We start from the raw sequence: 14,661 nt of genomic DNA, 5'->3' as shown, positions 1-14,661 counted from the left end.
CTCCTTTTCTATCGTGAAGTTGTCAGCTTCAGATGTTCCTTCCTTAGGAATTCGAGCAAATATGCCGCATTCCTTTCGAGACATTCTCCCTGAAGCATTTCTGCGTGAGTGCCGCAGCCTTTTTTCACACGGTATTCACCTGTCGTGGCTTCCTCCCACGCAGCGAGCCACGGCGGCATTACAAAGTCCGGTTCTGACGTTAATAGATCTATATCCGCATTGACCGTGCCGGTGCTGACGGTATGCACGAAATAAGAATAAAACGCGTTTGTTTTTTTGGCGAGACCTTCTTTGACGGCTTCGTTATTCAGCGCTTCATTGTCCCGGTTTACCTTCATCAGCGCCTGGACATCACTTTCTACGGTGCGGCCTTCTAAGTCGCTGACGCCTTGTTTTTTATAGGAATCGACCATGATCAGCCGCTCCACTTCACGTCCTTCGGCTTCAAGCCGTTTGGCCGTTTCAAAGGCGAGCGTGCAGCCTGCCGAGTATCCGAACAGCTTGACCGGTCCTTCCGGCTGGAGCTGATTGATCAGCTCTGTGTAGCGTTCGATGCGGTTGTCTTCTTCGATAAAATCAAACGCGCAGATTCGATAGCCGGACAGCTGTTTTGCCAGCGGCTGGTACATCAGCCCGTAACCGAGAACCGGCGGGAACGCAAACAGTGTGTCAGACTGATTTTTATTCATGATGGTGAGATCTTTCATTCCTTTTTCTTCACCGTGAAGCAGATAACCGGCAATGTCTGCGATTGTCGTCTCTTCGAACAACAGCTGCACCGGGATATCAGCACCGAGCTCTTTTTTAATGCGCGACGCTGCCGTCATCGCTTTTAAGGAATGTCCTCCGAGCGCGAAGAAATCATCATGAATCCCAATCTGCTGTCTGCCGAGGATGTCGGACCAGATGCGCGCAATCGTTTCTTCCGTCGCGTTTCGAGGCCCGATCCATTCTTTCGCCGCCTGAGCCTGATCCGGTTTCGGCAGCAGCCGTTTATTGACCTTCCCGTTTGTCGTTAAAGGAAGCTCCTCTAAGAAAGTAAAGGTTTGCGGCACCATGTAAGCAGGAAGCTGTTTTTTCAGGCGCCTCTTTACGTCATCAGCTGAAAGCGGCGTCCGGTTCACGAGGTAGGCGTTGATTGATGCATCTCCGGACTCATGGCGGTCTGCAACAACGACCGCATCTTTCACACCCGGGTATTCCTGCAGCTGCTTTTCGATTTCTTCAAGCTCAATCCGGTGTCCGCGTATTTTGACCTGGTCGTCAATACGCCCGGCGTATTCAATTGTTCCATCCGGCAGCCAGCGTGCTAAATCCCCTGTGCGGTAAAGCGTTTCTCCCGGCTTGAACGGATTTGGGATAAACGTTTGCTTCGTCAGGTCAGGACGGTTCAGATACCCTTTTGATACACCCATTCCGCTGATGCACAGTTCACCGACAGCTCCGAACGGCTGAAGCTGATTTTGCCCGTTCAGAATATAAACACTGGCATTGCTGATCGGCTTTCCGATCGGCAATGAGGAAATGGAATCCGGGATATCATGCACGACGTGAGCTGTCGCAAACACCGTGCCCTCAGTCGGCCCGTAGCAATTAATCAGCTTGCCAGGCCCCATGATCTCAAGCGCCTTTCTGACGTGAGGCACTGACGCGCGCTCACCCCCGAATAACACACAGCGAAGCCCCTTCAGCCACTCCCCTCCCGCATCGGTGAGAAGATTAAAAAGTGCGGTTGTCGCAAACATGACATTGACATTCTCCTGCCGGATCAGATCAGTGAGCCGTTCTGTATCAAGCAGTGTATGTTCATCTGCGATAATGAGCCGTGCCGCATTCAGTATTGATGCGTAGAAATCAAAGGTAAATGCGTCAAAGGCGTAATTGGAAACAGATAAGAACGTATCTTTTTCAGAAAATGCCATGTAATCTACATGCTTGACCAATCCTTGAATATTGGCATGAGTGGTGATATTGCCCTTCGGCTTTCCGGTTGTGCCGGACGTATACATAATATACGCCGGATCATCGGGATCAATTGCGGCTGCAGGATCGCTTGCCTGTTCCTCAAACCGTGCCCGATCATCGATGATAAGTGTTGTTCCTGTATACGGCAGCTGAGCCGCTTTTTCTTTCATCTCCTGATGTGTCAGCAGACAGGCTGCCGCACTGTCAGCCAGCATGTACGAGATTCGGTCCTCCGGCAGCTTCGGATCAACCGGCAGATAAGCCGCTCCTGCTTTTAATACACCGAGAATGCCGATCACCAGCTCAAGCGAGCGCTTCGTGTACAACGCGACAACGGAGCCTTTGCCCGCACCTTGCTTTTGCAAACGGCGCGCAAGACGGTTCGCTTCCTCATCTAATTCACGATAGGAAAGAGTCTGGCCGGAATACGTAAGCGCCGGCGCATCAGGATTTACATTCACCGCTTCCTTGAACCAATCCGTCAGGGGCTTCGCCTGATGAGTCTGAGCCGGCGGGTTTAAGCCGGTAAGCAGAAGCTCTCTTTCCTTTTCATCAACAAGTCTGATCGTATTGACAGGCTGATCCGGCTTCTGGATGAGCTGCTGAATCGCTGTGAGAAGCTGAGATTTCAAGCGCAGGATAAACGCCTCATCAAACACATTCCCGTTATAGGCAAGCTTAATCAGCATCTCATCACCTGGAGAAGCCATCAGGTTGAGATCATAATTCGATTTCTCAAAAACGTGTACATCCTCCATATCAAAGCCGTTTTCACTGTTCTCTTCATTTTTTGCATCCTGAAGCGGATAATTTTCAAACACAATGATGTGGTCAATCAGCTTTGGCTGATCGGCCTGGCTTTGGATGTCATAGAGCGGCACATATTGATGCGGCTCAGACTGCAGCGATTGCTCCTGCAGCTGCTTGAGCAAGCCGTTAAATGTGGTATCCCGAGACAGCTTCACCCGCCTCGGAACAGCATTGATAAACAGCCCGACCATATGTTCAACGCCTTTGATTTCTGCGGGGCGCCCGGAAACGACTGTGCCGAAGATCAAATCGCCGGACTGCTGGTAGCGGCTGATTAATACACTCCAAACCGCCTGCAGCGCCGTACTCAAAGTGGTATGCTGCGATTTTGCAAGCTCGGTAAATGCTTTTGTTTCCTGCTTCGGCAGTGAGAAGAGCAGCTCTTTCGGATCGTAGCCGTCCTTTTGTTTCTTTCTTTGCTCCGCAAATGTCGTTTGTCCTTCAAAATCTTCTAAGTACCCGCGCCAGTAATGCAGTGATGCTTGTTTATCCTGCTTTTCAAGCCACTTGATATAGTCTTTATACGGTTTGACCGGCGGCAGGCTGTACGGCTTTTGTTCGCGCAGGGCATTGTATACCTTAAACAGATCCTGCACGACGATGCCGAAGCACCAGCCGTCCAAAATGATGTGGTGGTAGCTCCACACCCATTCAAAGCTTTCTTCCGATTTTTTAAAAATGGCTGCCCGCATCGGAATATCCCGCGTCAAATCAAAGCCCTTGATCTTATCCTGTTCTTTGTATTCATTGATTTTGGCTGTTTGCTCGCTGTCCGTTACATGTGTCAGATCGATTTCTTCTATCTGAAACTGACGTTTTTTCAATACGACTTGGACCGGTCTTTTTACTTTTTCGTGAATGAACACGGTACGAAATACATCGTACCGGTCCATGATCACATTCATGCTTTCTTCAAGGCATTTGATATTCAAGCTGCCTTTTACTTTCATTGTCATTTGTTCGATATAAAAGCTTTGGCCGGGATTCAGGAGAGTATGAAACAGCATTCCCTCCTGCATCGGCGACAAATAATACATGTCCTGAACCTGATCTTTGCTGAATTGGCTCATCTGCTCCGCTCCCCCCTTCTGTGATCTGTTTTTGTCACGTTAAATTCTCCTCAAGCATGTCAAAGATGTCTCCCATTTCATCCATTTCAAGATCCTGCGCGCTGAAATCGCTCGGCGTAAATTCTTTCTCTTCTTTGGCCGTGCAATGGCGGATGATCATTAAGAGATTGTCTTTAAACCGCTGCATCTGTGTTTCGACGGTGCTTCTTTCATATTCTTCCTGATTGTATGAGCAGGAAATGACGAAGCGGCCGCCTGTAACCATCCCGCTGAAGCTCAGTGCGTATAACGCCTCTGACTCTTCGCTGACTTGACGTCCCATATCATATGGAGACGGCTCAAACCATTCCGTTTTCACTTCATTGTCAAACTGCCCTAAGTAGTTAAAACTGATTTCAGGCGCGGCGCCTTGTTCTGTTTCATCGGATGACAGATACCGGAGAATCCCGTATCCTACACCTTTATCAGGAACGCGCCGCACCGTCTCTTTTACCGTTTTAATGACGGAAGAGACGCCGTCTTCCTTGCTGATTTGCAGAATCAAAGGATATTGGGCAGTAAACCAGCCGACCGTCCGTGAAATATTGACATTCGGTATGATTTCTTCCCGGCCGTGTCCTTCTAAGTTGATGCCGACTTTGCCGTTTTCCGTCCATTCACCGATCGTTAAGCCGAGCGCGCTGAGCAGAATGTCGTTGATTTCCGTTCCGTACGGATGATGAACATCTGTAAGCAGCTGTGCCGTTTCTTCCTCAGTTAATTCACATTTCACGGCCGCCGTATGTTTGACGAGCCGTTTGTTCGGATCATGGTCTTTCGGCAGCGGCCGGAGTTCTTCCGCATCTGCCTGTGCCCAATAATCCGCCTGCTTTTTCAGCTCTTCTGATTGCGCAAATGTGTTCAGCGCCTCCGCCCAATCTTTAAAGGAGTGGGTTTTTTGCGGGAGGACGATGCTGTTTTGCTGCTGCGCCTGTTTATAACCTGAAGCGAAATCCTCAAGCAGAATTCTCCATGAAACCCCGTCCACGACGAGATGGTGAACCGCGATTAACAGATGATCGCCTTGTTCTGTCCGGTATTGCTCCGCTTTTAACAGCGGGCCGTTCTCCAGATCAAGACTGCCCTGAAGATGATCGGCAAGCCGCTGAATCTGGCTTTTCAGCATATCCTCGTCAGTTCCGTACAGATCAACGATGTCAAAGCTTGCCTTGCATTCTGTGACAGGGAGGTATGTCTGAATGATGCCTTCCCTTTCTTCACGGTAAACCATGCGGAGCGCATCATGGTGTTCAATCAATGCTTGCAGGGTTTTTTCCACCAGGTCCGGATCAAAGCCGTCTTTCGCGTGAAGCATGACGGATTGATTCCAGTGGTGTTTGTCGGTAAAGTTTCGTTCAAAGAACCAGCGCTGGATCGGCGTTAACTCCGCTTCACCTTCGACAGGGCCCTGGTCGGCCTGCTTGCCTTCCGTCCGCTCCACATAAGAGACGAGTTCTTCGATGGTCGGGTGCTGGAAGAGGTCTTTCATCTCCAATTTATACCCGTGCTGGTTCAGGCGGCTCGCCATTTGGATGCCTTTGATCGAGTCGCCGCCGAGCGTGAAGAAATTATCGCTTACGCCGATCTGGTCAAGACCGAGCACTTCCTGCCAAATGTCAGAAAGCAGCGTCTCCATCTCCGTTTCCGGCGCTTTGTACGCGGCGCTTCCCGCTTCAATGTCCGGTTCCGGCAGGGCTTTTTTGTCAATCTTTCCGTTTGCGGTGACCGGAAGCTCGTCCATCTCCACCCAGAACGCCGGCACCATGTAGTCAGGCAGCGTGTCTTTCAGCGCGGCTTTGAGCGTTTCGATATCGTCCTGCTGAGGCGCGACATAGGCGCAAAGCGCGGTATTGCCCGCTTTGTCTTCCACCGCCGTCACCGCTGCGTCATGAACGTCCGCAAGCTGGGCGAGGCGGACTTCGATTTCTGAAAGCTCGATCCGGTAGCCCCGCACTTTGACCTGCTGGTCGATACGCCCGATGTATTCGATGCCGCACTGCGCGTTCCATTTGACGAGGTCGCCGGTCCGGTACATGCGCTCGCCGGGCACGAACGGATCGGCGGTAAACCGCTTCGCCGTTTCTTCTTCACGGTTCAGGTATCCGCGCGCAAGTCCGCGGCCTGCCACGCATAATTCACCGGCAATGCCTTCCGGCTGCACCTGATCGCCGTCGCCGAGAATATAAGCTCTCGTATTGGCAATCGCCCGTCCGATCGAAAGCGACCCTTCCTCCGGATTGATGACGCCGCTTGTCGCGACGACGGTGTTTTCCGTCGGGCCGTAGTTGTTGACGATCGTGTACGGCTGTTTCACCGCCCGCTTCAGCTTATCGCCGCCGACGAGAAGCATGCGGAGAGAGGTATTTTCCAGCTCCATAAATTGTTCGGCGAGCTGCGTAGGCAGGAAGGTGATGGTCACGCCGTGCTCTTCGAAATAGTGATTTAAGCGGGTGATATCCAGCCGGATCGCTTCGTCAATGACGTGAAGCTCCGCGCCGATGGTCCATGTCGGGAACATCTCCCAGATGGAGGCGTCAAAACCGAAGCCCGCGTATTTGGCGCTTTTATCATCCGCCGTCATGGCGAATGCGTCGTGATGCCAGAAGCACAGGTTCACCAGCGCATGGTGTTCGACCATGACACCTTTCGGCTGTCCGGTCGTTCCTGACGTGTAAATCATATAAGCGAGATGATCCGCCGTTGTTTCCGTCTGCGGGTTCGCTTCATCGTTTTCATCAAGCGGCAGGCTCAGAATGGAGCGTCCGCCGTCAAGCAGAATCGTTTCTCCGTTGTAGCTGTCCGGCACGTCCAGCGCTTCCTGTGTGAGAAGAAGCTTGGCGCCGCTGTCCAGCAGAATGTAGCTGATCCGCTCTTCCGGGTAGTCGGGGTCAATCGGCACAAATGCCGCGCCCGCTTTCAAGACGCCGAGTACGCCCGCGGCCATTTCCAAGGACGGTTTCGTCAGGATGCCGACACGCTCGTCAGCCGTGACGCCGCAGTCCATGAGAATGCGCGCGATCCGGTTCGCCCTTGCGTTCAGCTCGCCGTACGTCCATTTCGCGCCGTTATATGCCGCGGCCGGCCGGTTCGCGTAGCGGGCGGCCGTTTCTTCAAAGAGACGGTGAACCGTTTTGTCCCGCGGCACAGAAATTGTTTTTCCTTTCCATTCGTCAAGGAGGGCTTGTTTTTCAGCATCGCTGATCAGTGAAATCTCAGGCAGCTTTCTGTCCGGACTTTCTGCCGCTTGCTTCAGAATCCGCAGGAACCCGGCGCTCCACTTTTCAATTGTTTCTTTTTTAAACAGATCAGTCGCATATTCAAACTGAAGGCCGAGGCCTTCTTGATCCGTAAATCCGCCGAGTGTCAGATCGAATTTCGCCGTGCCTTGGTTTGACTCATACGGAGTGATGCGCAGGTTCTCCAGTTCCAGTGTTTCTTTATCCGGATCTTCTGTCGTCACCATGACTTGGAACAACGGATTTCGGCTCATATCTCTCGACAGGTCAAGCTTTCCGATCAGATCCTCAAACGGATAATCCTGATGCGCCAGCGCGTCGAGATTGGTTTGTTTCACCCGTTCGAGCAGCCCGGCGAAGGTCTGCTCTTTGCGCGTTTCATTGCGAAGCGCAAGCGTATTGACAAACATCCCCGGCATTTCCTGAACTTCGGCGTTCGTTCTTCCGGCGGTCACCGAGCCGATAATGATATCGCGCTGCCCCGTGATTTTGCTCAAAAAGACATGGAACGCGGCGTGAAGCACCATATGAAGAGTCGCTCCTGATGATTCCATTAATTCACGCACCGCTTTTTCCGTTTCACGCCCCGCTCTGAAACGGACGTATTGTCCTTTAAAACTTTGAACCGGCGGACGGGGGAAATCAGTCGGCAGATTCAATTCAGGAAGCTCGCCGGAAAATGCGGAGAGCCAATAACGCTCATGGTCTTTCATCCGTTCGGCCTGCTCAGGTTCATTCTGCCAGACGGCGAAGTCTTTATAGTGCAGGTTCGGCGACGGCAGGCTCCCGCCTTTGTAAAGGTGAGCGAGCTCTTTGACCAGCATGCTTCTGGACACGCCGTCGGCAATAATATGATGCATATCCAGCAGCAGCAGGTGTTTCTTTTCATTCAGTCTGACAAGAGCGGCCCGAATGAGCGGAGCCGCGCTCAGATCAAACGGCTTAATGAATGCCTGAATGATAAGATCCGCTTTCTCCTCGTCCGCTGCTTCAAAAATGTGCAGGTCAATGTCAGCCTGTTCTGCGATCTTCTGCATCGGCTGACCTTTTTGATCGATAAAGGACGTCCGCAAAGATTCGTGGCGATTGATCATCTGATTGAGCGCTTCCTGAAGCCTTGAAATATTGACTTCTCCTTCCATCAGAAGAACGGACGGCATATTATAGCTGATTGTCTCCCGGTCAAGCTGGTTCAGGACGTACATCCGTTTTTGGGCGGATGATAACGGGTACGCGTCTGCACTGTCTGCCGGTGTGATCATCCGATATCCCTCAGATACCGCCGATTTTTCGATATATGCGGCAAGCAGGCGGACAGTCGGCTGTTCGAACAGCGCTTTTAACGGAACCGTTTTGTCCAGTTCAGCCTGAATATTGGCGAGGAGCATCATGCCTTTTAAAGAGTGCCCGCCGTAATCGAAGAAATTATCGTCGATGCCGAGCGTATCCGTACCGAGTGTCTGTTTCCAAATGCGGCACAGCTTTTCCTCCAATTCCGTTTCCGGCAAGGCTGAAGCAATTTGCGCCGTTTGGCTGACGCCCGGTTTCGGGAGGGCGTTTTTATCGGTTTTTCCGTTGGCTGTGAGCGGAATGCGGTCTACCTGCACGAAGTAAGCCGGAAGCATATGAGACGGCAGTGTTTCGGAAAGCCGTTTGCGAAGCTCAGAGCCTTTCAGCCCGCTGTCGGCTTTATAGTACGCGCACAGTTCCGGCAGCCCGCCTTCGCTGACTGCGAGAACGACCGCCTCCTGAATGCCGTTTACGCTTAACAGCACAGTTTCAACCTCTTTTAATTCAATGCGGTAGCCCCGGATTTTCACTTGATCATCCGCACGGCCGATAAATTCAATCGTCCCGTCAGAAAGCCTGCGGACGACATCTCCCGTTTTGTACATCAGGCTGTCCGGTGAAAAAGGATTTGAGAGAAATTTCTCCGCCGTCAGCTGCGGACGGTGAAGATATCCTCTGGCAAGCCCCTTCCCGGTAATATAAAGCTCGCCGCTTGCGCCCGGAGGAACGAGCTGCATTGCTCCGTCCAATACAAGCGCGCCGGTATTTGCGATCGGGCGGCCGATGACGGGACGCTGCTCATATTGATCAAGACGCTCCATATTGATCCGTTCCGCAATGGCGCCGATCGTCGTTTCCGTCGGCCCGTAGTGATTGATGAAGTCGGTATGGGCGTATACGTCATGAAACTTGCGGACATCGGACGTGATGATCTTTTCTCCGCCGAGCACCACTAAACGAAGCGGGCTGAAACGGCGTTCTGACGTAAAACGGGCTGTGTTGACGATCATATGGAACAATGACGGCGTCAGTTTCATATACGTAATGCCGTTTTTCTGTATATACTCACCAAGCTGATCAGGCGCGGTGTACGTCTCTTTCGGCACAATGTGCAGCTCGCCGCCCGCCTGAAGAATCGGGAATATGGCCGTATAGCCGAGATCAAATGCGTAAGAAGACAGCAGCACGGATTTGTCAGCTTCGGTCAAACCGGCTTCACGGCTGAACCATGTAACATAATTGATTAGATTGCGGTGCTCCAGCTGGACGCCTTTCGGTTTGCCCGTTGTTCCCGAAGTATAAATGATATATGCAAGCTGGTCGGCGCCGGGCTCCGTTTCAAGCCGATCGGCGCTTTCGTTCCGCCATTCTCCGTCTTCCATTACGACCGTTTTTCCTTTATAAACTGCGGCCGCGGTCATGTTTCTCTCATTGACGACCAGAAGCTTCGTTCCGCTGTCTTCAAGAGAGTAGCGGATTCTCTCTTCAGGAGTCTCCGGATCAATCGGGAGAAATGCCGCTCCGGCTTTCATGACGCCGAGAATCGCGGTAATCAAGTCGGCCGAACGATCCATCATAATGGCCACGATGTCCTCACTGCCCGTTCCGCAAGACTGAAGGTGGCGGGCAAACCGGTTCGAGCGTTCATCAAGCTCACGATATGTCAGACTTGTTCCGCCCGCAACCGCCGTGAGATCAGGCGTTTTTTGCGCTTGCCGTTCAAACAGCGAAACAAAAGTGCCCTCAGGCAGATCCGCTTCCGTACGTTTTTCATCAGAAAGGAGCGCTTCCCGTTCAGGAGCGGACAGCAGGCTTGCGTCGGCCAGCTGAATATCCGGATTTTCAGCGCAGGCTTTAATCAGATTGACAAAATGAGCGCTCCAGCGGCGGATGGTTTCGTCCGCAAATAAGGCTTTCGCGTAATCAAAGCTCAATCCGACCTCTTCTCCGCGCTCAGCCGCTTCTAAGGAAAGATCAAATTTAGCGACATGATGATGCATGGAGTAAGAAGAAATCTCCAAATCTCCGAGCCGCAGGGACGGGATCTCCATGTTCTGCATATTAAATAACACGCTGAACAGCGGACTCCGGCTTGTGTCCCTCGTTAACGGCAGTTTTTCAATTAATTCTTCAAGCGGATAGCTTTGATGCTCAAAAGCTTGAAGGCTCGCTGTTTTCACCTCATCCAGAAATTGTTTGAACGTTTTTTTGCCGGCAGGATGCGACCGAAGCGCAACTGTGTTGACAAACATGCCCGGCACGTCTTGGAGATCAGGATGCTGTCTACCGGCCGCCGGAGACCCGACTACGATGTCTTCCTGCCCCGAATATTTGGACAGCAGCACTTGAAAAGCGGCTAACAAAAACATGTACATCGTCGTATCCGTATCAGCCAGCAGCTTCTTAATCTGCGCCGTCACCTGTTTATCAAGCCCGAAGATGACGCGTTCCCCTTCAAAACTGCGCTCGGCAGGACGCGGGAAATCAAGCGGCAGATCCAGCACCGGCAGATCGCCTTTGAACGTCTCAAGCCAGTAGGCTTCGTGCTGTTCGAGATTTGCTTTTTCACGCTGCCAGACTGAAAAATCCTTATAATGAATCTTTGGCAGCGCAAGCTCCGTGCCTTGATAAAGCTTCGCAAGATCACCGATGAAAATGCCCATTGAGCTTCCGTCCGTAATAATGTGGTGCATGTCAATCAGCAGAAGATGCCGGTCTTCTTCAAGCCGGATCAGCTTCGAACGGACAAGCGGCGCGCGGTTGAGCGCAAACGGTCTGATAAAGGCTTTTGTCAGCTCTTCTGCATCTTCTTCCCGGCCCTCGGCGGTTTCAAGCTCAAACGACACATTTTTATGAATGGTCTGCACGACTTCTCCATCTGCCATGTCAAACGACGTACGCAGTGTCTCATGACGGTTGATTAATGCCTGCATGGCCTCCTCAAGACGCTTTTTGTCTACTGATCCTTCCAGCAGAAGTACAGCAGGGACGTTGTAGCTCGTGCTGGCCTGTCCGAGCTGATTAAGGATATACATCCTGCGCTGTGCTGAGGAAACAGGATAATGCTTCTGATAAGGCGCTTGTCGGATCGGTTCAAACTGCTGCTCCTCCTCGCTCTCATGCTGCAAATAATGCGCAAGCTCCTGAATGGTCGGCTTTTCAAATAACACTTTAATCGGCACTTCTTTTTGAAAGTGCTCCTGAATTTTAGCGGTCATCATCATGGCTTTTAAAGAATGTCCGCCAATCGTGAAGAAATTGTCAGTCACACCCGCTTTTACACCGAGAATGCCTTCCCAAATGTCCGCGAGTTTCTGCTCCGCTTCCGTTTTCGGCGCTACGTATTCTTTTTGAACGGCTTCAGCCTGAGGCTCAGGCAGCGCTTTTTTATCAATCTTTCCGTTCGCCGTCAGCGGAAACTGATTCATCTGGATGAAGTGCGCCGGAATCATGTATTCCGGAAGTGATTCCGAAAGCGTTTTGCGCAGGTCTTCCGGCGAAAGGGCTTGGTCTGCGGTAAAGTAAGCGCAGATTTCATTTTCATCCGCTTTATTTTTCCGGATCACAGCCGCAGATTCCGTCACATTCTCCGCCTGGCTGATTTTCGCCTCGATTTCGCCGAGCTCGATTCTGAAACCGCGGACCTTTACTTGGTTGTCAATTCTGCCGAGAAACTCGATCGTGCCGTCCGGAAGCCACTTCGCCAAGTCCCCCGTCCGGTATATCATTTCATCCGGTCTGAACGGATCGCGTACAAACTGCTTCTCCGTTAATTCAGGCAGATTCACATAGCCTCTTGCCACTCCGCTTCCGCCGACGCACAGCTCACCGGGCGCGCCGATCGGCTGGAGGCTGCGGTTTTCATCCATAATGTACGCAGTGGAATTTCCTATCGGCTTCCCGATCGGGATCGAGCCGTCGTAGTCCTGATCAATGAGAAAACTCGTCGAAAACGTCGTATTCTCCGTCGGCCCGTAGCCGTTCCAAAGCGACAGCTCCGGTGATGCCTTCCTCACTTTGCTGACGATATGCGGCACAAGCGCATCACCGCCGATGATGAGGTGCCGGAGCGTGTTAAACATGCCGGCATCCTTTTGGGCAAGCTGATTAAACAGCGGAGACGTCAGCCACATGGTCGTGATCCGCTGCTCTTTCAGAAATTGGGCGAATTGTCCGGCGTCAAGCAGCGTCTCTTTTTTCACCGGGTGCAATGACGCTCCGTTCAGCAATGCGCCGAAGACTTCGAAGGTTCCGGCATCAAAGCTGACGGCTCCCGTTTGCGCCATCCGGTCTTCTTCATGAACCGGCACGTAATTCGAATGTTTGACGAGCCTGATGATATTTCTGTGTTCAATCATGACGCCTTTCGGTTTGCCGGTCGATCCGGATGTATACATGATATACGCCAAGTCGTTGCCGCCGGCCGGAAGATTCAAGTCTGTTCCGCTTACCGTTTCATCCGCGCTTTCATCCAGCATGACGACCGGGACTTGCAATGCGCCCGCTTGTTCTTGATATGCCTGAACCGTCAGCACGAGCCGAATCGAGCTGTCTTCCGCCATAAAGCGGAGACGGTCCTCCGGAAAAGCCGGATCAATCGGCACATATGCGCCGCCTGCTTTTAGGACGGCAAGCATTCCTATAACGGTTTCCGCAGACCGGTCGTTCATAATAGCGGCGGTCCGGCCTTTTTCCAGCCCGCTCTTCACAAGGCGTCTCGCCAGGCGGTTGGCCGCTTCGTTCACTTCACGGTAGGTCCATTCGCGTCCCGCTTCTTTTATTGCGCTGCTTGCAGGCGTCCGGTTTGCCTGTGCTTCAAACAAACGGTGAACGGCCTCCTCTTCCGGAAGCGCCGTTTTCGTATCATTGAATACCTCAACAATCTGCCGCTCTTCTTTGCCTGAAACAAGGCCGAGTTCCCGCACAGGCGCGTCAGGCGTTCCGACCGCGGCTTTCATCATGCGGGTCAGATGGTGCGCCGTTCGTTCGATGGCATCATGAGCGAAAGCCGCTCCATTGTATTTGATTTTGACAGTCCACGTTTTTCCCGGATACACGATGAGATTGAAATCAAAGCTCGTCTGCTCAAAAGCATGTTCAACTTTAATGGAAAAGCCCAGTCTTTCCTCCATGCCCCCGTTTTCCAGCTCTTTGTCCAGCGGATAGTTTTCAAACGCGACCAAATGATTCAAGAGGCTGCCGTCCAGGGCGGAGCGCTTTTGAATGTCATAGAGCGGCACATAATCATAGCGCTCGGCTTCCACGGCGTTTTTCTGAACTGCCGCCATCACGTCCGAAAAGGCTGCATCTTTGTCAATCTTGATTCTGACGGGAATCGTATTGATGAACAGCCCCGCCATCGTTTCAATGCCGTTGATTTCTGAAGGACGGCCTGATACGACGGTGCCGAACACCACATCGTCTGTATAGTTGTATTTGCTGAGCACCGCACCCCAAACGGCCTGAAACAGGTTAGGCCCCGTGACTTGATGCCGGTTGGCGGTCTGCTGAATCTGCGCGACCAGCTCCTCATCCCAGACAAAAGAATATTCTTCATTTTGGTAGTCTTTCTTTTCTGCTGCCAGACGGCCCGGCAGCAGGCTCGGCTGTTCGAAATCCGCCAGGCGGCTGCTCCAATATTGTTCCGCCTCCTCATAATCCCGGCCTCCGAGCCATTTGATATAGTCAGAGTAAGGTTTGCCCTGGCTTCCCCCGGCGGGCCGGCCGGCACGAAGCGCTTCATAGTTTTGAAACAGGCTTTTCATCAAAACGCCCATACTCCAGCCGTCCATGACGATATGATGATTGCTCCAGACGAGATACAGCTCCTTCTCACTGAGTCTGAACACCGCCGCTTTAAAGAGAATATCCTTCGCCAGATGAAAGCCCTGCTGCTGCACGCCGCGTTTATAGCGTTCAATATATTCGGTTTGGCGCGCTTCATCTAATTGACTGATATCTTCATAGTGCACCTTCGTCTTCCGCTCCGCCAATACGACTTGGCGCGGTTTTTGAAGCTGCTGGTGCACGAATACCGTACGCAGGATGTCATATGTCCGGATCAGCTCATTGACGCTTTTTTCAAAAAGCTCCAGCTGAAAGCTTCCGTGAATCCTAAGCTCTAATTGTGTGAAGTAGGAGGAAGAATGCGGATCAAGCAGCGCATGATACAGCATTCCCTCCTGCATCGGTGTGAGTGCATACACCTTTTGAATTGATTTTTTGCTCATATGTCACCTCTGTCTTTTCTG

Annotated in this window: 2 protein-coding genes and 2 pseudogenes; all 4 read right to left on the bottom strand. The window is 52.0% G+C overall.

Translation table 11 applies throughout. The annotated features are described in order from the left end of the window. Window positions 1–8: 8 nt before the first annotated feature. The gene (srfAC, locus tag NYE38_RS01795) at window positions 9–3,845 is read right to left on the bottom strand and encodes a surfactin non-ribosomal peptide synthetase SrfAC (protein ID WP_063637001.1); all 3,837 of its coding nucleotides are present in this window, start codon (window positions 3,843–3,845) and stop codon (window positions 9–11) included. 34 nt (window positions 3,846–3,879) lie between these two features. Further along, window positions 3,880–11,421, bottom strand: a pseudogene (srfAB, locus tag NYE38_RS01790) (surfactin non-ribosomal peptide synthetase SrfAB); the annotation flags it as partial. Further along, a complete protein-coding gene (comS, locus tag NYE38_RS01785) occupies window positions 11,367–11,531 on the bottom strand; it encodes a competence protein ComS (RefSeq protein ID WP_269194677.1) in 165 nt (54 codons plus the stop codon). The pseudogene srfAB (NYE38_RS01790) and the gene comS, both read right to left, overlap by 55 nt. Window positions 11,532–11,547: 16 nt before the next feature. After that, window positions 11,548–14,640: pseudogene (srfAB, locus tag NYE38_RS01780) on the bottom strand (surfactin non-ribosomal peptide synthetase SrfAB); the annotation flags it as partial. Window positions 14,641–14,661 lie beyond the last annotated feature (21 nt).

This window comes from Bacillus sp. EU63 (assembly GCF_038592915.1).
GTDB lineage: Bacteria > Bacillota > Bacilli > Bacillales > Bacillaceae > Bacillus > Bacillus velezensis.
Note: the sequence above shows the minus strand (reverse complement) of the source record. Positions and strands in the feature narration are given on the sequence as shown.